Annotated in this window: 39 protein-coding genes and 1 tRNA gene; 12 read left to right on the forward strand and 28 right to left on the reverse strand. The window is 36.9% G+C overall.

Annotated features, from left to right (window positions below; translation table 11 throughout):
- Nucleotides 1-3: 3 nt before the first annotated feature.
- Entirely contained in the window at nt 4-261 is a 258-nt protein-coding gene (locus tag ABP870_RS00250; protein WP_350013511.1) for a hypothetical protein, read from the reverse strand.
- Here ABP870_RS00250 and ABP870_RS00255 point away from each other — a divergent pair.
- Nucleotides 260-451 carry a hypothetical protein gene (locus tag ABP870_RS00255; protein ID WP_018379530.1) on the forward strand — a complete coding sequence of 64 codons (192 nt, stop codon included), beginning with the start codon at nt 260-262 and terminating at the stop codon, nt 449-451. The two genes, ABP870_RS00250 and ABP870_RS00255, sit on opposite strands and share 2 nt — an antisense overlap.
- Nucleotides 452-613: 162 nt before the next feature.
- Here the strand turns inward: ABP870_RS00255 and ABP870_RS00260 are convergent, their stop codons facing one another.
- From ABP870_RS00260 to ABP870_RS00290, 7 genes are all read right to left on the reverse strand, one after another.
- A complete protein-coding gene (locus tag ABP870_RS00260) occupies nt 614-1,054 on the reverse strand; it encodes a hypothetical protein (RefSeq protein WP_350013512.1) in 441 nt (146 codons plus the stop codon).
- Nucleotides 1,055-1,610: 556 nt separating this feature from the next.
- Complete coding sequence (locus ABP870_RS00265; RefSeq protein WP_350013513.1) at nt 1,611-1,778, reverse strand: CopG family transcriptional regulator; 168 nt, start codon at nt 1,776-1,778, stop codon at nt 1,611-1,613.
- A 381-nt stretch (nt 1,779-2,159) separates the two neighbouring features.
- Nucleotides 2,160-2,324 carry a CopG family transcriptional regulator gene (locus tag ABP870_RS00270; RefSeq protein WP_350013514.1) on the reverse strand — a complete coding sequence of 55 codons (165 nt, stop codon included), beginning with the start codon at nt 2,322-2,324 and terminating at the stop codon, nt 2,160-2,162.
- A 468-nt stretch (nt 2,325-2,792) separates the two neighbouring features.
- On the reverse strand, nt 2,793-2,930 hold the full coding sequence (locus ABP870_RS00275; RefSeq protein WP_350013515.1) for a hypothetical protein: 138 nt from the start codon (nt 2,928-2,930) through the stop codon (nt 2,793-2,795).
- A 4-nt stretch (nt 2,931-2,934) separates the two neighbouring features.
- On the reverse strand, nt 2,935-3,102 hold the full coding sequence (locus ABP870_RS00280; protein WP_350013516.1) for a hypothetical protein: 168 nt from the start codon (nt 3,100-3,102) through the stop codon (nt 2,935-2,937).
- A gap of 2 nt (nt 3,103-3,104) precedes the next feature.
- Nucleotides 3,105-3,341: a hypothetical protein gene (locus ABP870_RS00285; RefSeq protein ID WP_062707751.1), complete on the reverse strand. Its 237-nt coding sequence runs from the start codon at nt 3,339-3,341 to the stop codon at nt 3,105-3,107.
- A 220-nt stretch (nt 3,342-3,561) separates the two neighbouring features.
- Entirely contained in the window at nt 3,562-3,747 is a 186-nt protein-coding gene (locus ABP870_RS00290; protein ID WP_350013517.1) for a helix-turn-helix domain-containing protein, read from the reverse strand.
- Nucleotides 3,748-3,925: 178 nt separating this feature from the next.
- Here ABP870_RS00290 and ABP870_RS00295 point away from each other — a divergent pair, with 178 nt between their 5' ends.
- The gene (locus tag ABP870_RS00295) at nt 3,926-4,102 is read left to right on the forward strand and encodes a hypothetical protein (protein WP_350013518.1); all 177 of its coding nucleotides are present in this window, start codon (nt 3,926-3,928) and stop codon (nt 4,100-4,102) included.
- Here ABP870_RS00295 and ABP870_RS00300 read toward each other — a convergent pair.
- Complete coding sequence (locus ABP870_RS00300) at nt 4,093-4,281, reverse strand: hypothetical protein (RefSeq protein ID WP_350013519.1); 189 nt, start codon at nt 4,279-4,281, stop codon at nt 4,093-4,095. The two genes, ABP870_RS00295 and ABP870_RS00300, sit on opposite strands and share 10 nt — an antisense overlap.
- Nucleotides 4,282-4,345: 64 nt before the next feature.
- Here ABP870_RS00300 and ABP870_RS00305 point away from each other — a divergent pair, with 64 nt between their 5' ends.
- Entirely contained in the window at nt 4,346-4,555 is a 210-nt protein-coding gene (locus ABP870_RS00305) for a hypothetical protein (protein ID WP_350013520.1), read from the forward strand.
- On the opposite strand, the gene ABP870_RS00310 is transcribed toward ABP870_RS00305, so the two are convergent.
- Genes ABP870_RS00310 through ABP870_RS00330 form a run of 5 tightly spaced genes read right to left on the reverse strand, consistent with a single transcriptional unit; the run spans nt 4,532 to nt 6,115 of the window.
- Nucleotides 4,532-4,774: a hypothetical protein gene (locus ABP870_RS00310; RefSeq protein ID WP_350013521.1), complete on the reverse strand. Its 243-nt coding sequence runs from the start codon at nt 4,772-4,774 to the stop codon at nt 4,532-4,534. The genes ABP870_RS00305 and ABP870_RS00310 overlap by 24 nt on opposite strands.
- A gap of 10 nt (nt 4,775-4,784) precedes the next feature.
- A complete protein-coding gene (locus ABP870_RS00315; RefSeq protein ID WP_350013522.1) occupies nt 4,785-5,495 on the reverse strand; it encodes a phage antirepressor KilAC domain-containing protein in 711 nt (236 codons plus the stop codon).
- Nucleotides 5,496-5,505: 10 nt separating this feature from the next.
- Nucleotides 5,506-5,730: a helix-turn-helix domain-containing protein gene (locus ABP870_RS00320; RefSeq protein WP_350013523.1), complete on the reverse strand. Its 225-nt coding sequence runs from the start codon at nt 5,728-5,730 to the stop codon at nt 5,506-5,508.
- 14 nt (nt 5,731-5,744) lie between these two features.
- Nucleotides 5,745-5,921 (reverse strand): helix-turn-helix domain-containing protein, encoded by a 177-nt coding sequence (locus tag ABP870_RS00325; RefSeq protein WP_350013524.1) that lies wholly within the window; start codon nt 5,919-5,921, stop codon nt 5,745-5,747.
- A 47-nt stretch (nt 5,922-5,968) separates the two neighbouring features.
- Nucleotides 5,969-6,115, reverse strand: a complete 147-nt coding sequence (locus tag ABP870_RS00330) for a hypothetical protein (protein WP_350013525.1) — start codon at nt 6,113-6,115, stop codon at nt 5,969-5,971.
- A gap of 53 nt (nt 6,116-6,168) precedes the next feature.
- Here ABP870_RS00330 and ABP870_RS00335 point away from each other — a divergent pair, with 53 nt between their 5' ends.
- Entirely contained in the window at nt 6,169-6,582 is a 414-nt protein-coding gene (locus tag ABP870_RS00335) for a hypothetical protein (protein ID WP_350013526.1), read from the forward strand.
- 184 nt (nt 6,583-6,766) lie between these two features.
- On the opposite strand, the gene ABP870_RS00340 is transcribed toward ABP870_RS00335, so the two are convergent.
- Nucleotides 6,767-6,919, reverse strand: coding sequence for a hypothetical protein (locus ABP870_RS00340; protein ID WP_350013527.1), 153 nt, complete (start codon nt 6,917-6,919; stop codon nt 6,767-6,769).
- Nucleotides 6,920-7,140: 221 nt separating this feature from the next.
- Nucleotides 7,141-7,395 carry a hypothetical protein gene (locus tag ABP870_RS00345; protein ID WP_350013528.1) on the reverse strand — a complete coding sequence of 85 codons (255 nt, stop codon included), beginning with the start codon at nt 7,393-7,395 and terminating at the stop codon, nt 7,141-7,143.
- 376 nt (nt 7,396-7,771) lie between these two features.
- On the opposite strand from ABP870_RS00345, the gene ABP870_RS00350 reads away from it, so the two are divergent.
- The 4 genes from ABP870_RS00350 to ABP870_RS00365 all read left to right on the forward strand — a co-directional run bounded on the left by ABP870_RS00350 (nt 7,772) and on the right by ABP870_RS00365 (nt 11,646).
- A complete protein-coding gene (locus ABP870_RS00350) occupies nt 7,772-8,539 on the forward strand; it encodes a LexA family transcriptional regulator (RefSeq protein WP_350013529.1) in 768 nt (255 codons plus the stop codon).
- Between the two features lie 4 nt (nt 8,540-8,543).
- Nucleotides 8,544-9,314: a hypothetical protein gene (locus ABP870_RS00355; RefSeq protein ID WP_350013530.1), complete on the forward strand. Its 771-nt coding sequence runs from the start codon at nt 8,544-8,546 to the stop codon at nt 9,312-9,314.
- Nucleotides 9,315-9,410: 96 nt separating this feature from the next.
- Complete coding sequence (locus ABP870_RS00360; protein WP_350013531.1) at nt 9,411-10,310, forward strand: Abi family protein; 900 nt, start codon at nt 9,411-9,413, stop codon at nt 10,308-10,310.
- A 241-nt stretch (nt 10,311-10,551) separates the two neighbouring features.
- A complete protein-coding gene (locus ABP870_RS00365) occupies nt 10,552-11,646 on the forward strand; it encodes a tyrosine-type recombinase/integrase (RefSeq protein ID WP_350013532.1) in 1,095 nt (364 codons plus the stop codon).
- Nucleotides 11,647-11,685: 39 nt separating this feature from the next.
- On the opposite strand, the gene ABP870_RS00370 is transcribed toward ABP870_RS00365, so the two are convergent.
- From ABP870_RS00370 to ABP870_RS00390, 5 genes are all read right to left on the reverse strand, one after another.
- Nucleotides 11,686-11,757: transfer RNA gene (locus ABP870_RS00370), tRNA-Arg, on the reverse strand.
- A 52-nt stretch (nt 11,758-11,809) separates the two neighbouring features.
- Nucleotides 11,810-12,481 (reverse strand): hydrolase, encoded by a 672-nt coding sequence (locus ABP870_RS00375; RefSeq protein WP_350013533.1) that lies wholly within the window; start codon nt 12,479-12,481, stop codon nt 11,810-11,812.
- A gap of 72 nt (nt 12,482-12,553) precedes the next feature.
- Nucleotides 12,554-12,901 (reverse strand): 50S ribosomal protein L19, encoded by a 348-nt coding sequence (gene rplS / locus ABP870_RS00380; protein ID WP_350013534.1) that lies wholly within the window; start codon nt 12,899-12,901, stop codon nt 12,554-12,556.
- Nucleotides 12,902-13,029: 128 nt separating this feature from the next.
- Complete coding sequence (locus ABP870_RS00385) at nt 13,030-14,241, reverse strand: chloride channel protein (RefSeq protein ID WP_350013535.1); 1,212 nt, start codon at nt 14,239-14,241, stop codon at nt 13,030-13,032.
- 115 nt (nt 14,242-14,356) lie between these two features.
- Entirely contained in the window at nt 14,357-14,800 is a 444-nt protein-coding gene (locus tag ABP870_RS00390) for a flavodoxin (protein WP_350013536.1), read from the reverse strand.
- A gap of 300 nt (nt 14,801-15,100) precedes the next feature.
- On the opposite strand from ABP870_RS00390, the gene yghU reads away from it, so the two are divergent.
- From yghU to ABP870_RS00410, 4 genes are all read left to right on the forward strand, one after another.
- Complete coding sequence (yghU, locus tag ABP870_RS00395; protein WP_350013537.1) at nt 15,101-15,868, forward strand: glutathione-dependent disulfide-bond oxidoreductase; 768 nt, start codon at nt 15,101-15,103, stop codon at nt 15,866-15,868.
- Between the two features lie 92 nt (nt 15,869-15,960).
- Complete coding sequence (locus tag ABP870_RS00400; RefSeq protein ID WP_350013538.1) at nt 15,961-16,404, forward strand: GNAT family N-acetyltransferase; 444 nt, start codon at nt 15,961-15,963, stop codon at nt 16,402-16,404.
- A 1-nt stretch (nt 16,405) separates the two neighbouring features.
- The gene (locus ABP870_RS00405; RefSeq protein WP_350013539.1) at nt 16,406-17,347 is read left to right on the forward strand and encodes a DHH family phosphoesterase; all 942 of its coding nucleotides are present in this window, start codon (nt 16,406-16,408) and stop codon (nt 17,345-17,347) included.
- A gap of 1 nt (nt 17,348) precedes the next feature.
- Nucleotides 17,349-17,789, forward strand: a complete 441-nt coding sequence (locus ABP870_RS00410; protein ID WP_350013540.1) for a GtrA family protein — start codon at nt 17,349-17,351, stop codon at nt 17,787-17,789.
- A 1-nt stretch (nt 17,790) separates the two neighbouring features.
- On the opposite strand, the gene ABP870_RS00415 is transcribed toward ABP870_RS00410, so the two are convergent.
- The 7 genes from ABP870_RS00415 to ABP870_RS00445 all read right to left on the reverse strand — a co-directional run bounded on the left by ABP870_RS00415 (nt 17,791) and on the right by ABP870_RS00445 (nt 25,497).
- Nucleotides 17,791-18,717, reverse strand: coding sequence for a YihY/virulence factor BrkB family protein (locus tag ABP870_RS00415; protein WP_062707704.1), 927 nt, complete (start codon nt 18,715-18,717; stop codon nt 17,791-17,793).
- A gap of 10 nt (nt 18,718-18,727) precedes the next feature.
- A complete protein-coding gene (locus ABP870_RS00420) occupies nt 18,728-19,588 on the reverse strand; it encodes a methionyl aminopeptidase (RefSeq protein ID WP_350013541.1) in 861 nt (286 codons plus the stop codon).
- Between the two features lie 25 nt (nt 19,589-19,613).
- Entirely contained in the window at nt 19,614-20,900 is a 1,287-nt protein-coding gene (gene spxR / locus ABP870_RS00425) for a CBS-HotDog domain-containing transcription factor SpxR (protein ID WP_350013542.1), read from the reverse strand.
- Nucleotides 20,893-21,525, reverse strand: coding sequence for a GNAT family N-acetyltransferase (locus ABP870_RS00430; protein WP_350013543.1), 633 nt, complete (start codon nt 21,523-21,525; stop codon nt 20,893-20,895). The genes spxR and ABP870_RS00430 overlap by 8 nt, the downstream gene beginning before the upstream one ends.
- Nucleotides 21,526-21,745: 220 nt before the next feature.
- Complete coding sequence (locus ABP870_RS00435; RefSeq protein WP_350013544.1) at nt 21,746-24,259, reverse strand: ABC transporter permease; 2,514 nt, start codon at nt 24,257-24,259, stop codon at nt 21,746-21,748.
- Nucleotides 24,252-24,938 carry an ABC transporter ATP-binding protein gene (locus ABP870_RS00440; protein ID WP_350013545.1) on the reverse strand — a complete coding sequence of 229 codons (687 nt, stop codon included), beginning with the start codon at nt 24,936-24,938 and terminating at the stop codon, nt 24,252-24,254. Before ABP870_RS00440 ends, ABP870_RS00435 begins: the two co-directional genes overlap by 8 nt.
- A gap of 82 nt (nt 24,939-25,020) precedes the next feature.
- On the reverse strand, nt 25,021-25,497 hold the full coding sequence (locus tag ABP870_RS00445; protein ID WP_350013546.1) for a sensor histidine kinase: 477 nt from the start codon (nt 25,495-25,497) through the stop codon (nt 25,021-25,023).
- Nucleotides 25,498-25,562 lie beyond the last annotated feature (65 nt).

Here is a 25,562-nt window from a genome sequence, read left to right on the forward strand (position 1 = left end):
CCCCTATCTCCCTTGCATTTGAATCACCGCTCCATATCTTTCTAGATATTCTGGTGCTTCTCCTGTATTCTTACTGTCTTCTACTGTGTTTTCTGTGTCGATTTTGCTCGGTATTTTGGTAATCTGATACATTAGCCATAAGGTGATTAAAACCACGATAGCGAGCCAAAATGGGCTTAAATTGAGCTCTTCATTCATATTTCTAAAATCACTTTCTTTAGTTATAATATCCTTATTAAAAAGTAAAGGAGGTGCCCACATGCTTGATCCTTACATCCCTGGTCAATACATTCAAAGGGAAATTGATGAAATCATTGAATTAGTTCGTGACCGTAGCAAGTTCGAACCTGTGAGAGTTCGTGAAGTCCAAGAACACATTCAAAAAATCCTTATTCAGCATGAGGCTGAGATTCTAGCTCGTCTTGAGCAAACTCAAAATCCCAAGGTTTGAGAAATGCTAAGTGTCGTTGCTTAGTTTCTTCTATTTTTTCTTTAAGCAAATCTGAAGATGAAGGCAATAAGGCATTCAAATCTTCAATTGCGATTCTGTAATTAGTGACTCTTTCTCGGCTAGGAGAGGGTCGCTTTTGTGAATAAGGGTATTTTTTAGGTCTCATCTTGTCATTTCCTCCAACCGTTTATCGTAACTTTCTAAAAATAAATTCTTAAAATTGGTATAGAACTCTTGTGCTAATTTGATGTCACGATCTTTCAGTTCATTATTCTTTGTCACCCCAAAAATTCGCAAGGTCAGCAGTCTCAAAGCGTTATGAATATCATAATCTGAAACCTTATGATAATCAGCTTCACCAGTAGCCTTATTAACCTTTGGAACTTCTTTAAAAATAAAGCGTCTAGGATTAAGGGCATGGCTGCCATCTAGCTTCTCAACCACGTTCGGATACTTCTCGTTGATTGGTGTGATCTCTTTATTATCATCGATTTTAACAGGACGAAAAGCGCTAGCTACATCCACTTTAAATCTCTTTTCTGCCATACGTTCGTTAAGTAATTGGTCTAGTTCTTCTTCCGTTAATGTGTAAGTTTTAGTCATGTGTTACTCCTTTGATTTTGTTCGTAGGTCATCCAGACTAACACCTAAAGCGTCAGCAAGTTTTTCTGCTTTACTAAAGCCAATATCTCGAAACTTAGTGTCCCTAATGGTTGTATAAGGCACTCCAACCGTAGACAAACAAGAGTCTTAAAAATAGTCAGACTTAATACCTTATCTGCGTGCTCCTTAACCAGCACAGTTTGGCGGGGGTTAACCGATCATTCTGATAAGGTATCAAGTTTAGGTCGTAGCATATAAATGTCATATCAATTGCAGTACCAGGGACGATACTGGTCAAGTATTGATGACTACTGCTTCTAGTTTGAGCAGAATAATTTCCGTAACGCCTTCTATGAAGCAGATAGATAGGCGTTTTTTTGCTGACGCCATAGGTGTCAGTCTAGATGTTTCAGAGTACACAAAAAGCGTACCCGTAAAAAAGTGTTTACTAAATACAGGTACGCTGTTATAATATAAGCGTATCCTGTATTCTATGAATATGGGTGCGTGTTCCGCCTAACGCTCTCGCCGTCCAAAGTTTGAGCGTTGGGCTTTTTTAATTGTCAAAAAATTCTTCGACCGCTTTTCTCACAACTTCCATTTTACCTAAACCGTTTTGCTCGGCATATTCAGCAATGTTATTGTGCATTGTTTCAGTCATTCGGACAACAAGTTGTTTATCCATTGGTTCAGAACCTTTGACAGGTCGCCCCATTTTTGCCAAATCTGTCACCTAAATAAATCAAGTAGCAGATTTATAATACTTAATGCTAAAGCAATACTAGCGATAATCAATGACCGTTTATCTTTATCCATTGTCTTTCTGCTTGGAGCTATGCTATAATCAAAGTATACGAAACCACCGAGGGCTTTCGCCCTCAGGTCTCGTTATAAGCTTATTCGAGGAACTCTTTAACCAATTTGATCAGTTCGATGATGACAATTATCAAACTTATCTTATCACTGGTTGAGAGTTTTTCTTTTCGCTTATCTTTTCGACTTCGCATAGCTCCACTTCCTTTCTGTTGGATTTGGTTAATTCCTTAACCATGATTTAATTATACTCTTTTGCAATGCTTAAGTCAATACTTTTGCAATGCTTTTTTTATTTCACCTTATCATCAAGTAAATCAATCGCTTTTACAACAGTATCAGCTTTTGACACTCCTAGCCTTTCTGATAAACTGGTAATTTTATCAAATTCCGCTTGAGTTAGTCTGATAGCCATGTGTTTGTTGCGTTTGGTTTCACCTTTGATAGGTCGCCCCATTTTTGCTGACATGCTATCGAGTAAAATACCAAATAGCAAGGCCTAAGACAATAAGTCCAACAACAAATGAAGTCTTGTCTTTCCAACTTGTTTTGGAAAGCGTTAACTCACCATGTTTAAATTTCTTATGGTAAAGCACTTTCTCTTCCATTGATTTTAACCTGTCCTTATGCTACAATTAACTAAACAGTAGTTAGGGCTTTCGCCCCACTACTTTAGAACTTAATGGTTATCTTTATGAAGAAGAGGTTGATTGTGACGGTCACCTCTTTTCTCTTAGATAGCCATTTTTCTATGTGCTTAGTCATTGGTAAGTCCTTTCTGTTAGATTTGGTCAATTCCTTAACCATGATTTAATTATACATTATGTGTCGCACTAAGCCAATACTTTTTGCGACACATTTTTATTTTTCTTGATTTTCTCCAACGCACCCATATTCAATTTTCAAAGGACTATTTAAAACTTACTTATAAACTAACCGCTTGATCCAACTTATCTTGTGTGTGTTTAGTAACTAACCCCCACTTGATAAGCAGGTCATATCGTTCTGCTTTTTCGTATAGTTCATCGAACTCACGATTTAAGCGATGATTTTCGTTGCGCAAAAAGTTATTCTCCGAGAGTAAATCTTGTATCATATCCACTTAGATTCAACCCCTTTTCGAATTCTTTCTTAGCTTTATCAAACCGTTGCGCTTTGACTTCCCAAGGCTCCCATACATATTCCGGCGTCAACTGTTCTCGTGTTTGTTTAAATAGTTTTTCAAAAATTCTCATTGCTATGCTCCTTTAATCTTGATATTTTCTGACTTACGCCATTTTTCATAGGCTGATAACTTGGTAGATCGACCGCCAATTTTATCAATATATGGGCGATATTCTTTCACTTTGTACATTCTACGTAACTGCTTCTGAATCGTTTCTTTTGACTTACCAGCAAATTCTGCTAAATCTTCGTCGTTTAACCATAATTCTTCATAAGGCACTTGTATACCATTTTTTAAAACTGCTAACATAATAATTCCTTTCGTTTTTGTGTTATAATTCAATAAATTTGTTTTATTTTGAGTCCGACTGCAATCGGACTTTTTTTCTACTCACCGACACCCGCAGCGCTACCAAGACTTTTGTAAAATATTTAGAGGAGTTTATTTTTTGTCTATACGTAATGGTACTGGGTATGGAAATTATTTATTGATTGCTTGATAGCGCCATGGCTATCGGTGAGAGTGTGAGTTATCTAAAATAATCCAAGCTGATGTCTAGTGCGTCAGCTATTTTAACCATGTTTGGCCATGATAAATATTTGGTTGTTCCGTTTTTTAAGTTAGTAAAGTGACTTCTGTCGACATCTGATAATTTTGCTAGTTGGTTTCTATTCAAGCCTTTTTCTTCCAAAATCTTCTCAAGTTTTTCCCACATATTCTTCTCCTTTTTATATTGAAAACACAAGATATTGTACCCAAAAAGTCATCTACAACTATATGTTGTATTTTTAAAACATTTTTGTTATGATCTATACATAACAAACAAGATCTCTCGCTGGCCTCTCAAACTAGCTTTTTCTTGTTAGTTAAATCTGACAAGAAAGGAGAATTTTATGAGTAAAAATAACATTGAATTAGCAAGCGAAATTGTATCTGCAATGCATGACGAGTTTTATAAGGCTTACTACATGCAGAGAGATTTCTCAAAACCATTCGGTCAGTACGTTGCTGAGCAATACGAATTGATTTACAATGGTATCAATGATGCTGTTTCAAAAAGTTACGAATAATGTCGATAGCTATCCATCAGATCACAAGCAATATCAATATGGTCTTGACGCTTAGGATTTAAGTGAATTATAGCTTTGGTTGTAAAATCATTAAATGCGTGTTCTGCATATTCATGTTGAACTGGTTCATCCAGTTCTTTTTTTATCCTCCCACTATACGGGTATCGTTTTGGTTTCATAGTGTCCTTTCTGTCTTATGTTTTTTGCTATAATCTCCTTATCACAATAGAAAGGAGATTCTCTATGTCTTTTAACAAAGAGCTTGCTGATAAAATTCTTGACTTTGCCAAACTTGAACCAACTGTCCAAGTAGGTGAAGGGCACGACTTCTTTGCTCCAGAATTTAATGCAGATGATTTCAAAGATACTGCCAAACAACTGATTTCATCTGGTCAAATTTCTGCAATGATTGAAGAAGATTACAGCGGTCTATTTCTTGCTTTCAGATTCTAATATCTGAATTTCTGCCACCATGTCGTTGATTACCACTTTTTGAGGTATGAACGTTATGGTGGCTTTGGGTTTCTGTCCTGCTGGCATCTCTAATTTAAAGTCGGTTACTCCACGTCCAAGAACCCAGTCGCCAATTTTTATTTCATAACCTCTGGAAAGAAGTCCTTGATTTTCGCTTGGCTCTACCTTTGGTTTAATCGATAATGTTAGTTCGTGCATAGTGTCCTTTCTACGCCACATCATCCAAAAACTTGTTGATAAAGTATTGCTGACCTTTGCCAGTAACTTTTGAAGTCTTGTTAATGCTGATATGACCATCGGCATGCTGGATATTGGTTTCTTTGATTTCAAATAACCCCAACTCCATGCTCTTTTGTGTTGGCATGTTCCAACTAGAACCGCGCTTCTTGATCAAGTAACCTTTTTCCCTCAACCATGCAAACAAGCGATTTGCGCCGATTTTACAGCCGTTTTGGCTGATTAACTTAGCTAGATCACCTACTAAGATAGAGGTGTGACTAGCGCTTACTGCGTCTGCAAAGATAACCTTTGGCTTGTCCGCTTCGATTTGCGCTTCTAGCTTATGAACTTTCTTATCAGCCATGAGCAAGGCTCTCGCCATGATTTTTTCAGGGCTGTTGAAATCTTTCTCAACTTGGATAAAGTACTTGCGGACTTGTTTTGATTTATCATTACGTTGAAGCATGGCAATTTCTTTAGCCATATCGAGTTTCAAAACAAAATCTTGAATATTTTGTTTAGCTTGGGTGTGGAAGATTTCACGCCCTAAGAAATCAATGTTTTCTTCAAAACCATAAGCTACCATTCTTTCAAACCATCGACTAAAGCGATCTGTAACTTCAAGGGCTTTATGCAAATCTCTCGCACTCACAACCGGTTCATGATTATTATTTAGTGTTACATTAATTAATTCTTTCATAGTGTTCTTTCTAGTTTGATATTTTCTGTTTTAAAACGAATTTTTTACCTAAAAAAATAAAGTCCGTATCAACGTTATAAAAATCTGCTAGTTTTTTTAACAAACTCATCGGAATATCTGTGCTATCCTTCTCATATTTGAGTAGAGTCTGTTGATGTATATTAAGTTTCTCAGCAACTTCTTTAGCTGATAAGTCATAATTTGCACGTAACGCTTTCAACGTCATCTTCGTCATCCTACCACCTCCTTTCATCTAAATTCATCTAGACTGACATCTAGAGCGTCAGCGATTTTGACCATTTTTGTGAATGAGATATCTTTTTTTCCAATATACATTATCGCGTTATAACTAATACCGGTTATCTCTGACAGTTCCTTCTTGGTCATTCCCTTATCAATTAAAATTTTATCAAGTGTTTTTTTCATTTCCTATTGCCACCTACACAGGAGTCTGGTCGACGTTGGTTCAAAAACTAATATTTATCAGCGTACAGTTCTTTGATAACTGTGCGCTTTTTCCATAAGCAGAAACATCGTCCAAAGATATCAATCTGAATCCACGCTTCAGCATAGTCCACACCAGATCTGGCATAGTGTGTGATGTAGTGATTAATCATCATCTCCCCACCTCCTTCCTGTGATATAATTGAAATAAAATGATTGGAGAAAAAACATGGAAAATTTTCAATTTTGGCTCACACTCGGTACTGCTACTATCCCCGCATTGCTAACAGGACTAGCTAGTTTTAGCGCATCTTGGATGAAAAATCGTTCTGATATTAAATCGCTAGAAAAGCAGTTCTCTCATGATTCGGAAATGGTCAACCTTAACCATAAACACGAAATCGACAACCTTCAGAAAAAATTTGAACAAGATTTTGAACAAATGGAGAAAAGGCATCAACACGATATTGAAAGAATGAAAGAAGCACACAAACTTGAGCTTGAAAATATCCAGAAAAAATCAGAAGTTGACTTGACAAGTACAGTAGCACAAGGTCTGATGGCTATGCTCACACCAGCTATGACTCCAGCAATAACTAAGTACTTAGAAAACAACGACATTTTCAACCAACCTGAGAAGTAGGCTAATTACTGCTTCTTTTTTTATAGTCTTCCCAAACTTTGTTGTACATTTCATCACGCATTCTCTTTGACTTTCTGTCAACAACTGTAGTGACGATAATATAGGAAATTAAAGAAGCGATTATAGATACTAACAACGATAATATAATATAATTTGGCATTAATTTGCTCCTTTCTAATTCCTCTCAGAAATTTTTTAATACCAGCCAAGCAATCAATCCTAAAATAATCAGACCGATCACCCAACCGCTATCAATCTTTATTGATAGTTTTTCTTTGCCATCTTCTGATGTCTTATGGTAATCATAAGATCCAAATAACAGTTTTTTGATGTTCATGTGCTTTCCTTTCTATATGTTATAGTCGGCTTATCCTAATGAAAGGAGGATAAGTTATGGTGACTTGCCATATTGTGATTGATGGTCATTCTGAGCCAGTTCCAATGACACTTCCCGCTATTCCAACTATCGGCTCTGTCATTGCTAAATCAGCAGACCATAAATCTGAACATTATTTAGTAAAATGTGTTGAATATATCAACGGACATGATACTATCAATCTACATGTTCAACCATTTCCTAATCAAGTAAGTGCTGTCAACGCTGTTGATGGTTTCAGGAACAGTAGGTAAATCTACTACCTTTACCCAATAGTTATCTAGTACTCTTTGATCAACGTAGACCGCTTGCTCGCATAACCCGACATGTCCATCAAAGACTATTGCTCTGCGAACAAGTAGGTCTTTTTCTACTGCAACAATCCGTCCTGCAATCTCTCCAGAAATTTCAAGATATTTGCCGACTAGACTTTCCATTTTCGTAACCCTCCTACTTTACTTGTAAGAAAGTAACCACTATGGTATAGTAAACATAACCCCTTTAAGGGGTGGGGGATTCTCAACCCCCTATCCGATTACCATGTAATCGAATATTTTATTTTGAACCTAAACCAAAGAATTTGAATTTCGAACTCCATTTCTTTGTGTTTAGGCTTTTTGTTTTGCCTACTTTCCAATGTGGCTACCTCCTTTCTTTCGGTCATTTCCTTGACCTTGATTATATTATAATCCGTTTTAAAACGAATGTCAATATAAAAACGAAAAAAAACGAATTTTTTTATCCTTTTTTATTTACTTTTACGTTTTAAATCGTTATTATAATAGTAAAGAGTATAAAGAAAAGAGGTGCGACATGGCAAGAGGTCGAGGAAAATCTACCCCTCAAGACAAAGAGGCTATGATTTTTATTTCAAATAAAATAAATCAACTTCTATTGGAAAATAAACTAAAGCAATCTCACTTGGCTGATATGTTAGAAATACCCAGAAGCAGTTTCAATGAATATGTGAAGGGGAATGCACTGCCTAAACCGGGCAATGTTCAAAAGATAGCTGATTATTTCGGTTTATTAAAATCAGATATTGACCCTCGTTTTAAACCTAGCAGTTCCACCCCCTCCCCCACTCCCCAAGTCCTCCATCTCGACCGTGAACTCGAAGAACCACGTCATAGCCAGTGGATTTCGCACGGTGAAAAATTACTAGACGAACAGGAAGCTGAAAAAACAACTGTCAACGAACCCCTCTACGAATACAAAGTCTTTGAAAAACTAGCAGCTGGAACAGGATATACTTATTTCAATGACGGGAACTTTGACATTGTCTTCCACGACGAAAAGATGGACCACGACTTTGCCTCTTGGGTATTTGGGGATTCCATGGAGCCAACCTATCTAAACGGGGAAGTTGTCCTTATCAAGCAAACTGGCTTCGATTATAACGGCGCTATCTACGCTGTCGATTGGGATGGGCAGACCTATATCAAGAAAGTCTATCAAGAGGAAAACGGTTTGCGCTTAGTCTCTCTAAACAAAAAATACGCTGACAAATTTGCACCATACGACGAAGACCCACGCATCATCGGTAAAATCGTCGGACACTTCCAACCAAGTGAGGGGTAGTTGAATGATGAAAATATTATTTTGGATAATAATTATCGCTTTAATAGTACACAATTGGAAATACTTACTCCTCGCATTGGCTGTGTTTGCTATTCTTTACCTGACATATAATAAAACTAACAGTAAAGAAATCACACTACCTTCTGTAAGTCCATCAACGAATGATACACCTATATTAGATGATCGCTATCAAAATATTTTACTACGTCGCCCACAGTTATCTAATTTTGTTGAAGGTGACTACAACGATGCTTTTGATGATAGCTATCACACTCCAGAAGGTTATAAATTAAGAGAACTTCTGCTACTAGTATGGTGGGGAAAATCTCAAAAGGGCAAGGCTTTAGATGTTCGTATTCCCAAATACTACTATGACAGATATAAATTAAACCCAAACGAAGTTACCAAAAGATTCTTTGCTGATGGTTTACTTGAGTATGATGAAACAAAAGATTTAGTGAGATCCACTACTGCTGGTAAGGAATTACAACAGAAATATTCAAAACTTTGGGAAATTCATTCTTTAAAAGAATATCATGCCAATTTAGATAAAGAGTTTACTAATTGGGATATTGATAAATTTTTGCTAACTAGACATAAGCAAAAGATTGAATACCTAAAAGCATCATCTCAATTTTACGATGATATGGCTAATTTTCTCAGAAAGAACTATCCAAAAGAAGAACAAGATATTTTATACTATCAGGATGCAAAACGTACTGATCAATCTAATATCAGTAAACTAAAAGAACTACTTGATAATTTAGAAGAATAAACAAAAACCCCATGTTATCACTGACAAATGACAATATAAAAAAACATGCAGATGAGGTGATGGGAAAGAATTTTGGAATTTAATTTATAGAGAAGAATGGAAAGAAAACCAAAACAGAAATACCTTGGACTAGTTAATCAACTAGAAGAACACGGAGTTGTTTTTAAACTAATATCTAAAGGTAAAGCTATCACTTTCTTAGAAAAGAATAATTACTACTACAAAGTTGCTGCTTTTCGGAAAAACTTTAAAAAGAAAGACGGGAAATATAAAGACCTTGACTTTCAACATTTAATTGACTTAGCAACCATTGATATGTATATTCGAGATACACTACTAGATATCGCTATCAATGTTGAGCACTTCATCAAGGTAGAGTTATCACGCTTAATCACAAACAATACTAATGAAGACGGTTATACCATTGTGCAAGATTTTGCTGTGACTTATCCCAGTTATTACCAAAGCACCTATGAGCGCTTTAGAAAATCACGCTATCAAAAAGACATGTTTCTAAAACGTGGAGCTATCATCCCAATCTGGGTACTCATGGAGCACATGGATTTTGGGTGCTTATTAAAGTTAGTAAAACTCTATTACTTAAAATACAAACCTAAATCACTCCAAAAAGCATTCTATCTCGGAAATAATGCTCGGCATATCAGAAATGCTTGTGCACATAACAATGTGCTCATGATTAATGTTTTCAAAGATGATGAAAAATTAAAAAAAGTAAATGCTGAGGTTAGTACGTTTGCAAAACAAAAAGGCGTTCTGCGCTACCGAAAATATCGTAAAGTGAACGATTTATTATCACTTATGGCGCTATCAAATACTTATTGTTCGACAGCTGTACAAATGCATCAAAATATTAAAATGAATAAACTAGTAGATCGAATGCAAAGATACTCTGACGATTATACTAAAGCACCCGAATTGGTAAAAATGTTTATTATTTTCAGCAAAATCATTGACAATAATACAAACATTTTGTAAACTAACTTTAGTGGAAGACTGATTTAGTTCAGCGCCCTATGACATATGCGTGCGTATGTAAGGGAACAGAAACTTTAGGAAGCCAGTTCGATTTTGTCGGACTGGTCTTTTCTTTTTACAAATAAAAAATCCCCACACTCTCACCGACCAAAGCTGAGTGTAGGGAATCCATGTATAATAAAGCAGGTTTAAATACCTCTCTTTATTGTACCCATTTTAACATAGAAATGAGGTTAAAACAATGTGGATTGAAGAATTATCCGACGGCAGATATAAATACTTTGAACGTTATAAAGACCCATATACCAACAAATTAAGACGTGTATCTACCATTTTAGATAAAAACACGGCTCAAGCTAGGAATAAAGCTACTCTAATTTTACAAGACAAGATAGCTGATAAATTAACACAGTCTAACATCTCACAATTGACCTATGGAGAGCTTTTGAAAGAATATCTAGCACAATGGCTGCCAAGCGTCAAAGATTCAACTAGGCGTGGCTATATCGTCTCTGACGGTCATTTAGAAAAGGTAATATCTGCTGATACAATCATATCTAAAATTGATAAGAAATTTGTTCGTAGTGTTTTAGATGAGCTACAAAAAACATTGTCTTATTCTGTTGTCGCAAAGTGTCGAAAAAGACTACATGCTGTCTTAGGATATGCTATTCAGATGGACTATCTGACAACCAACCCGACAGATGGTGTCCTAGTACCAAAACCAAAGGAAGAATACAAACCAGATAAACCCCTATTTTTGACTTCTGACGAAGTTTCTGAACTTGTAGGTAGACTTATATCAAATGATGAAAATAGAATCGCAGACATCGTTTTATTTATGTTTTTGACGGGTGTCCGCTATGGTGAATTAGCAGCATTGACCAAAGACAAGATAGACTTTGAAGAAAACAAAATTCTGATCAATGGCACCTTTGATTTTCAACTTAGGGAAACGACTACCACTAAAACCGATAAATCAAGACGAAATATTTCTGTTTCGGAAAATGTCATGGCAATCGTTAAACGTAATCTGAAGCTATCGACTGATGTTGTATTTTCAAATAGCCAAGGTACGCCAATCAATATAGCCTATGTTAATAAGCGCTTGAAACAGTATGGCAATTACCATACACATATCTTTAGACACTCCCATATCTCTTATCTAGCTGAAAATGGGGTACCGGTAAAAGCTATTATGGATCGTGTTGGACACAGTGACCCTAAAACAACTTTAGCAATTTACAGCCATACAACAATCAATATGCAACAATTAATCAATAAAGCTACTGATAATTTTGCCCCTAATTTGCCCCTTAATTCAAACGATAATTAAAAGAACCCTATTAAATCAAGGGTTCTTTGCGTTTTTTATTGTCCCCTGCCGGAATCGAACCAGCAACGACTCCTTAGGAGGGAGTTGTTATATCCATTTAACTAAGGAGACCAAGTAGTTCTATTTTACCTTAGTCTCTCGCCACTTGCAAGTTTTTGCCTTACTACTTTTTAACTTCTTCTCGATATTTTTCCATTTTCTTTTTAAAGATTTCACCATTGCTAGGAGGAGTATAGGTTACCGCGTTTGCTCCCGCAGCAATCACTTCTTGTATACTCTTTTCTGTGGGTCCACCTGTCGCCATTATTGGGATATGAGGATAGATTTGGCGAATATTTCTGACCATATCAACTGTCTTAGCACCACCACTAACATTTAGAATATCAACACCTGCCTCGAGACGCGAGGCAATGTCTGCCGTTTCTGTGACAACAGTGTAGATAATGGGAATATCGACAAAAGTATTGATCTCTTGAATTGTTGCCGAATCAGCTGGTCCATTGACAACAACAGCGGTCGCCCCTTCTGCTTCCGAAAAGAGACTCATATTAGCAGAGCGCTGACCAGCTGTTAAGCCACCGCCGACTCCCGCCAAAACAGGAACATGTGACACCATCATAATACTTTTTAAAATAGCGGGATTTGGGGTAAATGGATAGACAGCCAAGATAGCATCTGCATCGTTGTTAGCAATGATCGAAACATCGGTAGTAAATATAACAGACTTGATTTTTCGCCCATAAATTTCAATTCCTGAACAGTCTTTGATAGCTTTTGGAACTTCCACAATTTCTTGTCTTAATTCTGATCGAATAGAAGGAATGTTTTCTGTCATTACTCGCTCTTTCTTCTTTTAGCTAAAAAAACTCTTCCCCTAAAGGAAGAGCTCGAGACACATCGCGTCAGATTAACGACGGACTTCTTTGATACGTGCAGCTTTACCTTGCAATGCGCGTAAGTAGTAAAGTTTAGCACGACGAACGCGACCATGACGAGTCACTTCGATTTTTTCAACACGTGGTGTGTGGATTGGGAAAGTACGTTCTACCCCGACACCACCAGAGATTTTACGAACAGTATACATTTCTGAAATCCCTTGACCTTTACGTGAAATAACAACACCTTCAAAGATCTGAACACGTTCGCGGTTACCTTCGACAACTTTCGCATGGACACGAACAGTGTCACCAGCACGGAACTCAGGAATATCAGTACGAAGTTGACTTTCAGTCAAACTTTGGATTAATGGATTCATTTTTATTCTCCTTATCTTACTAATCGTAAGTACTTGTCTCAGCGGATTAGCCGTATTTCGTGCGTCCATCACACACGAATGATATTATACCACTTCTCAGATCTTTTGTAAAGCATCATAATAGCTTTTCACTTCTTTTCCATAGCATGTTTCTGCAAGTGATAGATAGACGGTAAGTATTGTAAACAACTAACTATAGTTAAGACGATAAAAGCATAAGGAGTATTGGCAAAACCAAAAACTTCTCCCATGATTAAGAGCGGGCCTAAAATAGTATTGGTCGCACTAGCAAATACAGCAATGTAGCCAAGAGCAGCTAATAACTCTATCGGCAGGCCTAGAAAAGGGGCTAGAATTACCCCGAAACTGGCTCCAATTGAAAATAAGGGCGTAACTTCTCCCCCTTGAAACCCCAGTGCGATAGTCACAACTGTTAAAAACAACTTTAAAATCCAATCGTAGACATAAATCTTACTGCCTAGAAAGCTAGCCTCAATGAGGTTAGTCCCTAGTCCAGAATAGCGTCCGTGTTCCAAAATCAGAAGAATAAAAGATAATATCAATCCCCCAATAGCCATTTTAAAATACGGATTTGGTACTATCTTAGTCAACTTAGCCTTAATCAAATGCAGGCTAAGCGCAAAGCATTTTCCGATTAAGGCAAAGAAAAGACCGGCAATCAGCAATTTCCCAATGGTTAGGAAATCTAACGGTAAATCCGAGCGTATGAGATGATGGAATTTCTCTAAACCTAGTGAATGACTGGTCTGACTAGCTATGAATGCTGCTGTAAAAACGGGTAAAAAAAGATGAAATCGTATTTTTCCAATAACTAAGATTTCCAAAGCAAAGAAAGTTGCTGCCATTGGTGTCTGAAAAAGCCCACCGAATCCTGCCGCCATACCAATCACCAGCAGTTCTTTTCGATAATTTTTTAAGGAGCGAAGACTTGTGAAAGTCGTTGCGATGGTCGCTCCCAGCTGGACAGCTACCCCTTCGCGACCGGCTGATCCACCAAAGAGATGGGTTAACCAAGTAGTCAAAATGACTAGTGGTACCAAACGCTTAGGAATTTTCTCACGCTTATCATGTTCCACTTCAAAGACCAGGCTCATACCTTTGAAACTCTCTCCGCCAAATTTCTGGTATAAAAAAGCAATCAAAGGTCCTACCAAACCTAAAAAGGGAATGGTCCAATAAGGAAACTGTGTTCTTATTTCCGAGACAAATAGTAAGCCTCTGCCAAAGAGAGTCGTTAGTATGCCAGCCGACACCCCAACCATTAACGAAGCAATTTCTAAACTGAGCAAACATCGGTAATAACGACTTTGCTGTTTCATAGAATTTCCTTTCTAAACACCAATAAAAAAGCCAATGAGACTACAACAAAAGCCGTAGACGTCATCGGCGTGTCAGCCATTTGGTTTTCGCAAGAGAGGCAATCATTCCCTGTTTTTAACTTACACGCGCAGATAATTCCTCTGCAAAACGTTCTAAGTTGACAATATCCTCATCGTCTGCAGCTAAATCAACCTTGACAGACTCGGCCCCTTTTGTGGCACCGGTTAGAGCAAATTGCTTATCAAAATCATCCACACAAGTACAGAAATCATCGTAAAAAGTATCTCCCGATCCTGCGCAACCATAAACTTTTCCTGATAAATCAAGATCAGCTAATTCTTCGTAAAAATCAACGATTTCATCAGGCAATTCACCATCGTCATAAGTATAGGTCACAACGATACAAATATCGGCATCTTCAAAATCGCTAGCTTCAACCATGGTACACTCATCCATTTCAACCGTGTGTCCCAATTCTTCCAATTTGTTAGTAATAATATCAGCTAGTTCTTCATTATTACCTGTCATGCTGGCATAAACCACTTTTGCTAAGGCCATATGTTCCTCCATGTCATTATATCACAGGTTATTGTATCATATTTTGCAATTGGCTCGCAAATCTATTTCATCATAAGCAAGACAAACATATGAAAGTTCTTTAGTGAAAAATAACTTTTTGTATTTCAAAGTCTAGGTATTTCAACGATAGGAAAGACTCAGAAACTGTCAACTTTTTTAACGGTACTATCAGCCAAGAATAACTGTTTCATGCGTACAAGCGTGGATTATAAGTGCCCTCACTTGAAATCACTTTTTATTTTTGCTAGGCTTATCTCAATAAGCTTAAGGAGGTCTCACATGACTGATTATCAATTGCCAAAAGTCTGGCAAGAACCAGAAGAATATTCAGGACTTAACCGCCCCACGGCCGGAAGTCGATTTAAGCAACATTTACCCCGCGGTGAAAAACCTTTCCAAGTTTATTCGTTGGGTACACCAAACGGTATAAAGGTTGCAATCATGTTTGAAGAGTTGAAAGAACTTGGTGTAGACGTGGATTATGATATGTTCAAGATTGACATCTCAGCAGGTGACCAATTCGGCTCTGACTTTGTCGCCATCAACCCAAACTCTAAAATTCCGGCTATGCTGGATTTAATGCAAAGCAAAGAAATTAAAGTTTTCGAGTCAGCTAATATATTGTTGTATTTAGCCGAAAAATTCCAAGCCTTAATCCCTTCATCCCATCCAGAACGGACTGAAGTACTTAATTGGCTCTTCTGGCAGACTGGTGCTGCACCGTTTCTTGGAGGTGGTTTTGGACACTTCTTCCACTATGCGCCGGAAAAAATCAAATATGCTATCGATCGCTATACTATGGAGACAAAACGTCAACTCGATCTTTTAGATAAGGAACTCGCTAACAAGCCTTATATCACGGGTGATAACTATACCATCGCTGATATTGCTATTTGGTCTTGGTATGGTCGACTAGCTGAAGGCAAGCTCTATGATGGTTCCGATGTCTTTCTTGATATTACTTCTTATCCAAACCTGCTCAAATGGACCAAGAAAATCGCAGAACGTCCAGCAGTGCAACGTGGACTTGATGCTGAATACAAATGATGGTCTTAAAACTGCTTCAAAGAATTGAGTTTAGGCTCAATTCTTTTTTCATGTTATAATGAGAGTAACATTATCTAGGAGGTGTCTGATAGATGTGGCAAGTAAAACACTTTGACCAATTGAACACTCAAGAATTATTTCAAATCTACAAAGCACGTGTCGATATTTTTGTTGTAGAACAAGCGTGCGCCTATCCCGAAATTGATGAGCAAGACAAGATAGCTCTCCACCTCTTTCAGATGGATGAAGATGAACAACTTAAAGCCTACTGCCGACTCATACCCGATCAAACAACCATTAAATTAGGGCGCGTTTTGGTTGCAAAGGTACATCGTAACCAAAAGCTAGGACGTGAATTGGTGGCACAAGCCATTAGAGTCTGTCAATCTAACTTTCCAAATAAAGACCTTTTTGCTCAAGCTCAGACGCACTTGTGTCCCTTCTATCAGAGTTTCGGCTTTGAAAAAATCTCAGATTCTTATTTAGAAGACGACATCCCCCACACTGACATGTTATTGAAAACAGAGGAAGACTAATATGTTTCAAGATATTTTATCAACCATCAAAAACTACCAAACCATTATTATTCACCGTCATCAAAGACCTGACCCTGATGCGCTTGGGTCACAATTAGGACTAAGGGAAATCCTTCGTCATAATTTTCCAGAAAAAACAGTTTTAGCCACCGGCTTTAATGAGCCAAGTCTGTCTTGGATGGCCGATATGGATGAGGTCACTAATGATAACTATATAGGAGCTTTGGTTATTGTCACAGATACAGCCAATCAACCTCGTATTGATGATAATCGATACCATCAGGGAGAGTTTCTAATTAAAATTGATCACCATCCTGATGAAGATACTTATGGTGATATTTCCTATGTCGATAATGATGCTTCAAGCGCTAGTGAAATCATCACTGAATTTGCTCTCGAAACTCACCTACAATTAACAGCGGAAGCCGCTCGTCTTCTTTATGCTGGTATCGTTGGTGATACTGGACGTTTTCTTTACCCGTCAACGACTGCTAAAACCATGCGAATAGCAGCTGAGCTTAGAGCATTTGACGTAGACTTTGCTGGCATGGCTCGGCAAATGGATTCGTTCCCTTTAAAAATTGCTAAATTACAAGGATATGTGTTAGATCACATGGATATTTCAGAGAACGGGGCAGCTCGTGTCACCTTGACTCAAGAGATTCTCAAAGCCTTTGAGGTTACTGAAGCAGAATCATCTGCTATTGTTGGAACTCCCGGTAAAATTGATAGCGTCCAATCTTGGGCTATCTTTGTCCAGCAAGCTGATGGACAATCCTACCGTGTGCGCATGCGTAGTAAAAGTGTCGTGATTAACACGATTGCTCAAAAACATGATGGCGGCGGTCATCCATTAGCTAGCGGGGCAAACTCTTATAGCCTAGAAGAAAATGATCAAATTTTCCAAGAAATGATTGTTGCTATTGACAACAAGGAGAATTAAAATGACTATTTTCAAAAGATTACTCAATAATGAAGTGATTGCCTATCTGATTTTCGGAGTTCTAACAACTCTGGTATACTTGGTGGCTAGAACGATCTTATTCTCAATTAGTCACCAAGCCACAATCTCAGCTGTCCTTGCCAATGCTATCGCCATTCTTTTCGCCTTTTTTACCAATGATAGCATTGTTTTCAAACAAGAAAAAAACGGTTGGCCAAAACGACTGGTTTCATTTGTTGGTGCTAGACTATTCACGCTACTCATCGACTTAGCCTTAGCCTTTACGTTGGTGGAACAATTTCCTGAACTTATCGGTCAATTCGTTGGACAGGATTTAAACAAAGTTAATCTGATTGAGTCGCTTATCGCACAGGTCATTATTGTTATTGTCAATTACATCATTAGTAAATTTTTCGTCTTTAAAAACAAGAAAACAAGCTGAGTTAATCAACTTGTTTTTCTTTTTCATCATTATTTAGCGTATTCTTAATAAGGCTAATGACATTACCATCACGTGTTTCAAATTCATCCATGTATTTTTTCTGATAAGAAGCATTTAAAATAGCACCAAAAATAATGACTTTAGCAAATACTGTAAACCAGAGCATGAAGGCCAAAATAGTAATCGAGCCAAACATTCTAAGATTGTCCAAGCGGTCCATCATTGACGTGACATAACGCCCAAAAAGGCTGGTCATGGTCATAAAAACGATAGCCGTGAACACCGTACCAGGTACAATGTATCTGATATGTCGGATATGAACATTTGGTAAAATATAGTATAAAATACCTAGAGCAATCAGAAAAACGATTGCCGTAACTGGCTGCGTCAAACTCATCAGAAGATCAAATAGGTTGCGATCAAATGGATAATTTGAATAAAGCAGGTGCAAAGCAGCCTTACCAAAGGTCGATAAAAGAATGGCTATTGCTAAAAATAGAATCACAACAAGACTTGATAAAAAGCCAAAAAGATAACCCAAGACAATATCGCGGTGATCCTGAACACCATAAGCTTTGTTGATGGATTTTTGCAGAAAAGTCATACTACGAGACATAGTCCATAAACCAGTTGCGATCGAAATCCAGACCAGCCCAGTATTAGGTTCATTGAAAATATTGACAACAATATTAGCTGTGGTGTGATACAATTCTTCTGGCAAATTCTCCTGTAAGAAAACCAATATCTGGTCAGTATTAATATTGATATAAGGAAAGATGTTAGCTAAAAGCACAAAGAAGGGAAATATGGTTAAAAGAAGATAATATGCCACTGCTATACTGGACAAATCCATCTCCGAGGATCGAAACAGTTGTAAAAAGTATTTAACAAAATCACTGGATTGTAGTTTTGAAATGAATTTTTTCACGGGAATCTCTCTAGTAAGTTCTTTCTTCACCTTGGCTAGTTAAAATAACAGGACCATCTTTAGTAATGACAAACTGGTGTTCGTATTGACAAGAAAGACCACCATCAAGCGTCTTATGCGCCCAACCAGTTTTCATATCAGTATCAATTTCCCAAGTTCCTGTGTTAATCATTGGTTCAATGGTCAAAACCATTCCTTCTTTGAGACGAAGCCCTTTACCGGCTGTACCATAATGAGGAACATTTGGCGCTTCATGCATGGTTGGGCCTACACCGTGACCAACTAAGTCACGAACAACACCATAGCCATGGCTTTCAGCATATTCTTGAATAGCAGCACCAATGTCACCGATGCGATTGCCTACAAGAGCCTTCTCAATACCAATATACATAGCTTCTTTGGTAACAGCCATCAGATTTTTCACTTCATCCGAAACGTCGCCTACCGCATAAGCCCAGCAAGAATCAGCTAAACCGCCGGTGTAAGATTCCGTGTATTGCTTCATCTCAGCAACATTATCAAAATCCAATTTAGCAACATCAAGAACAGACCTATCTAAAGGCTCACTCAAAACCATATCTACTTTTAAAAGATCGCCATCTTTTAACATATAATGACGCGGGAAGGCATGAGCGACTTCATCATTAAGACCACAGCAAGTGGCATAAGGGTAATCCATAAGGTGGCCATCAACACCGATCTGCAAAGGGAGTACATTTTCCTCCTTACAGCGACGACGGACATACTCCTCAACTTGCCACATGTCAACACCTGGCTTGATGATGTCTCTCAATCCGATATGGATACTAGCTAAAAAGTCTCCTGCACGATCCATCGCTTCAATTTCACGCGCTGATTTTAAGGTTATCATTTTTTATTCTCCTACTATTCAATCTTTAAGTCATTTTCGTTGTAACAAGTGCTTTGGCAACTAGCTGATCGGTTGACGTCACATCAATATCAAGAGTCATACTGCGACGGCTCTCTGCAATAACCTTGGTTGTAATGGTTAAGACGTCATCGATTTGCAAAGCCTCTAAAAAGTATACCATCATTTGTTCAATAATGATATTCTTTTGGTGACGCTTCGTTAAAAGGGACATCGTTGCTTCTTTCAAAAATTCTGTTAAAACACCATAAGCTAATTTATCTGTATTATCAATCATATGTGGTTCAACCACAAACTGAAATTGACCATCTTTTAACATTTCTAAATTTGAAGCAAACTGTTCACTATAACTATGAATATGTGTTTTAGACAGGTTTTTCAAGGTCTCCATCACATGTCTGCGTGTTACTACACCTAAGAATTCTTTAGATTTATCCACTACGGGAAGCATGTCAAAGTCTTCAAAAACCATCTTTTGACTAACCGTTGCTAAGCTGATGTTAGGATTTGTGGTTACTGGTGTTTTAGCCATTACTTTCCGAATTTGCAGCTGCTGATCCTTCCCAATAACATCTCGCATGCTAACAATACCAACCACACGATTTTTACTATCGACGACAGGAAAACGAACATGGTTCGTTTCTTTGACCAAATCATGGTAGGCAGATACTAAGTCCTTATCCAGTAAAAAGCCGTACTCATCTTTAGCTAGATAGGTTTGCCCAACTGTTTTGATATCAGTCTTGATTCTAACGTTTGAAATAGCCTTATTGATTAAAGTGGCGACACTAAAGGTATCATAGGAGGTTACCATGACAGGAATCGCTAATTTATCCGCCGTTGTTTTGACTTTCTCAGAAATTGGAAAACCACCAGTCACCAAAATAGCATTACCATGTTCCAAAGCTAATAATTGAATATCATCACGGTCACCAACGATAAGCAAACCACCCGTGACCAAATGGTCTAAAATATTTTCTCGCGTCATGGCACCAATTGAGAACTTGCTGAACTCCTGTGACAAACCTTCTCGACCAGCCACCACTTCTGAGTCACTAATACGAGCAATTTCAGCAAAAGTGATTTTTTCCAGACTGATTTTTTTCTTATTTTCAATCCGTACAGTCCCGCTTCTAGGTCTGGTCTCAACAATTCCCCTATTTTCAGCTTCTTTAATCGCACGATAAGCTGTTCCATCACTAACATTCAAGTGATTTGAAATACTCCGGACACTGACACGTTTACCAATTCTTAAATTCTCCAAGTAATCAAGAATTTCCTGATGTTTACTCATATTGATAATCCTCACCTTGCAATTCCAGGCGGGTATACCGCCTCATTTTATGAGTGTAACGGTCGCTTCCTTTAAAACGTTCTTTTATTTTAAACCCACAAGCTTCTGCCAAAGCTTGACTTGCTATGTTTTCCTCATGAACAATAATGTCAATAGCACGAATCTCAAATTCCTTAAAGCAAAGGGCAAGCAAGGTTCTAAGACTCTCCGACATAAACCCTTGATGCCAGAATTCTTCTGACAAAAAATAACTCATCTCCACTCGCTTTTGCAAGTCATCTCTGTTTTCTAAACGGATAGCACCAATCACTTTACTCGTTTTTCTGTTAACGATTGCCCATTTTCCTAAAGGCTCTTTTATAAACGCTTCGACTAGTAATTCTGCAACCTCATGTCGGTTTTGATAACCTGGATGTATAAAAGTCGTCACACGAGGGTTTAATACCATTTCTGAAAAATCCTCTAAATCGTGATAGCTAAAAGGCCGAAAAAATAGCCGATCTGTTTCAAAAGTGGCAAACTGTGCTAATTTTAATACTACTGACATATTAAAATTATAGCACAACAGTTGAACTGTTTCTATATCAGAAGGTAAAGTTAACATTAAAATAACGATTTCTTCCACAAAAATAATACTCTTTTTAAGCTCAAAAGCCATGGACAATGTAAAGTTTTACAGAATGAGCAGGCTGAAGGTCTTGTCTAAGCAGCATCCGTACCCACCTAAGTACAATCTCATCGATAAAACATGGACTCACATTAAAAAGCATACTAAGATTAGTAGTAAAGAAATCTCCGACGGAAGAGAGTACTCACTACTAATCTTAGCATGTTTTTATTAAGTTTTATGTCTTGTTTTGCCAACTAAACAATTTAGGTACAATAAATGCTATCAACAGAAATAATGGTGCTGAAAGCATCATCGGCCATGCAACAAAATGATACTTAAACATTATCATTTGTCCGGCAATCATATTTACTATGACATGGTTTAACCCAATCCCAATAGTAAATACTACAACGAATGTAAGCATGATTCTTATAATACCTTCAGCAATGAGCATATTCTTTATCTGCTTATATGTCATTCCTACTGCATGAAGTGTTTTAAGTTCACCGCGCCTTTCGATTATTGATGTGTATGTTAGATTTACAAAGTTTAAGGTTCCTATTAATGCAAGGATTAAACTCATGGCACTTCCAATCAATAGAAATGTTCTCTTCATGTCATTAAAGCTCTCTTTATATTTATTTCTTGATTCAAAATCAAGAAGTGGTTTTGTCTTCTCGCTATATTCAGTTAACGATGCCTCTGTAGCATCTACGTATTCATCATCAACATCCATGAATAACTTCATGGCATTTTTACTATTTGAAAAAGATAAATATTCTGCTGATGGGAGCATAATACTAATATCAATAGTATGTGAAAAACCAGGACCCATAGAATGTGGAACTTTCCCAATTCCCATCACCTCATATGACTTCACTGAACCGTCAGGCATTTTCACGTCAATGTTTTCGCTAATTTTATAAAATGCTGAAGCTGCATCATCTTTAGAGCCTTCGATTGGTGATGAAATCACAACATACTTCCCCGTTTCAAACTTATTCCAATCGATTTTTCCAGCATCCATTTCAAGATTCTCGTAAACCATTTGATCCAATCCATAAACAATGCTATATACCTCTTGTTTATCCAAAATACTCGATGCATACTCATTTGCTTCGTTTGGATTCATTTTATTTTTAATAGATTCGTAAAAGTTTTTTACTTTTTTAAAAGCTGCATCATCTACTTTATGCACTCCCAATGACATATAAATTGCTCCAATAGTCTCTACGCCTTTCAATTTTCTACAATATTCAATGTCATCCTGATTCACCCCTTCATAATCCGCTACTAAAGAATGTTTGTTGAAAACAGAAGCGTCCGCCACAGTAAAATCAGATCTAGAAAAACTGCTTATATATTTATCTTCATCAAAACTTGCTACAAGAGACATGGTTATATTCAGCATAATTACACTCAACGCCATAGAAAGAATGACATAAAATGTCTTCTTTTTATTACGTCCAATATTTTGCCAAGCCATCATTACAGGTGTAACCTTATAAACTTTTTTTGTTTTTTTCTTTATTGAACTTGAGTAATCTATATATGTCACAGCTTCGACAGGAGATATTTTTTTTACAATTTTACACGGTTTTACACAGCTTATGCGAACCGTTATCCATGAGAAAATTCCACTTATTACAAAAAACCATATGTTAAATTCCATATTGACAGGAACACTAATCAGATTACTAACAATTAATGGAATAATTACCATTGAAGCCAAATAACCACTTACTATACCTACGGGTATCGCAATAGTACTAATCAATATCGCCTGCTTAATTATAATTTTTTTAAGTTGTCTATTGGTTGTTCCAATGGTCTTGAGTAAACCATAATGTTGAATCTCTGCTGTAACCGAAATATTAAAAATATTACTTATAATCAAGTAGCCAGAAATAATAACTATTGATAGTAACAATATCATAATGGCGATACTTGTCGGATCAATCAATGATGCAGAATATGCCCAATTCACGCCTTCATTGATTTCTTCACCAAAATCAAGCCTCATTTTTAGATCATCCATTTTACCGCTAATATTAAAAGAACTTCCAAAATTGAATCCGGGGTTAATTGAGCCTGCATATGAGTTAACATTTAAAAACTTCTTCTTATCAGCTTCATTTTTCCAAACCGGAGAAAATTTCTTTTGGAATTCTTTAGATACAAAAATTTGATTAGCAAGTGTTTCTGCCGGCTTTGTCCAAATTCCGCTGACAACAAAGTCTCCTTCATATGTATTGGTTCCATTATCCAGTTTCAGATGAATCTTTTGACCTATCTCATGCGGTAATCCAAAATCATCAAGTACATTTGTACAAGTTGCAAGCTCATTTTCCTCTTGGGGAAGATTTCCAATTTCAGGAAACGAAAATGAATGCTTAGCATTTACTTCATCCGTATACCTGATTTCAGTATAATCTTCTCGCAGTTCTTCATTCGTTGATTGACCAACAATAATGTTATGGCAGAGCTCACTTATTTTATTGTCTTTAGATAACTTATCAAATTGTTCTTGTGTTAAGTATTTAAATCCTGCATGTAAATCTGTCCCTACCTGATGCATAGTAGATTTTTCCATACCAGTTATTAAACTACCGGTTATAGTAAATACAGCAGTCATCATAAAGGTTGTGAGGGCAATAGCAACTATCAATATGAGATTCCTTTTATTATTTGCTTGCATACTTTTTCTGCTTATATTAGAAATCCATTTGCGATTATTTATTTTACGCATTTCGACCTCCGCCCTTTGACACAATACGTCCATCTTCTATTCTTATAATACGATCAGCCGTTTGAGCTATCTCCTCATTATGAGTAATCATGACTATCGTCTGATGAAATTTTTCACCTGTTACCTTCAAAAGTCCAATGACATCTTGACTCGTTTTTGAGTCTAAATTTCCTGTAGGTTCGTCTGCAAGTATAATGGATGGTTTCGTAGCAAGTGCTCTGGCAATTGCTACCCTTTGTTGCTGACCTCCTGATAATTGATTAGGCATACTAGTTATTTTTTCCTTTAATCCTAAAGATGTAATAATGGAATCTACATACTCTTTATCTACATCATTACCATCAAGTTCTATAGGAAGCACAATATTTTCATATACATTAAGTACTGGTACAAGATTGTATGCCTGAAAAACAAATCCTATTTTTCTTCGTCTGAAAATAGTTTGCTCTTCGTCCTTAAATGAAAATATATCTTTTCCATCAACCAATACAGTTCCATCTGTTGGTCTATCCAGCCCACCAAGCATATTGAGTAACGTTGATTTACCACTACCGCTAGAACCGACTATGGCAACAAACTCCCCATGAGATACTGAAATATTAACCCCATCAATAGCCTTTACAACTACTTTAGATTGGTTATAGTATTTTTTTAATGATTGTGTTCTTAGAACTTCCATATTTATCCCTCCATGTATAAAAAAATGCTAAGCATATCTATCTATGCTTAACATAACACTGTATACTTTCCATATTATTTCATCAATCTTTCACTTTTGAAAGAATTGGAAAATAAATACCAAAGGTACTACCAGCTCCTACTTTTGATTTAACTTTAATATATCCACCATGTCCCTCAATAATATTTCGTGCAAGAAATAATCCCACGCCAATTCCTTCTGTCTCCCCTGCAAGAGTCCCCCTATAAAATCTAGAAAAAATCTTTGGGATTTCATATTCTGACATTCCTACCCCTTGATCTATAATATTTGCTCCACAAAACATCTCATAGCAAAATGTGTTAATATTTATACAGGTATTTTCTTCAGAATACTTAATCGCATTGTCTAAGATATTAAACATTGCTTCTGCTACCCATTTTTCATCAACTTTTACTAGAGTATCCGAATCCACTTCAATATTTATTTTTATATTTTTACAAGAAGCTTTTGGATAGGCTTGATTAACTACATCCGTAATTATCTGATTTAGTGATACTTCACTTTCCTTAAATTGCAATATTCCCCCCTCAAGTCTTGACATCTTTGTTAAAGCATTTATAAGCCCATCTAATTTTTTACTGT

The organism is Streptococcus jiangjianxini, from assembly GCF_040225085.1.
In the GTDB taxonomy this organism is placed as follows: Bacteria; Bacillota; Bacilli; order Lactobacillales; family Streptococcaceae; genus Streptococcus; species Streptococcus jiangjianxini.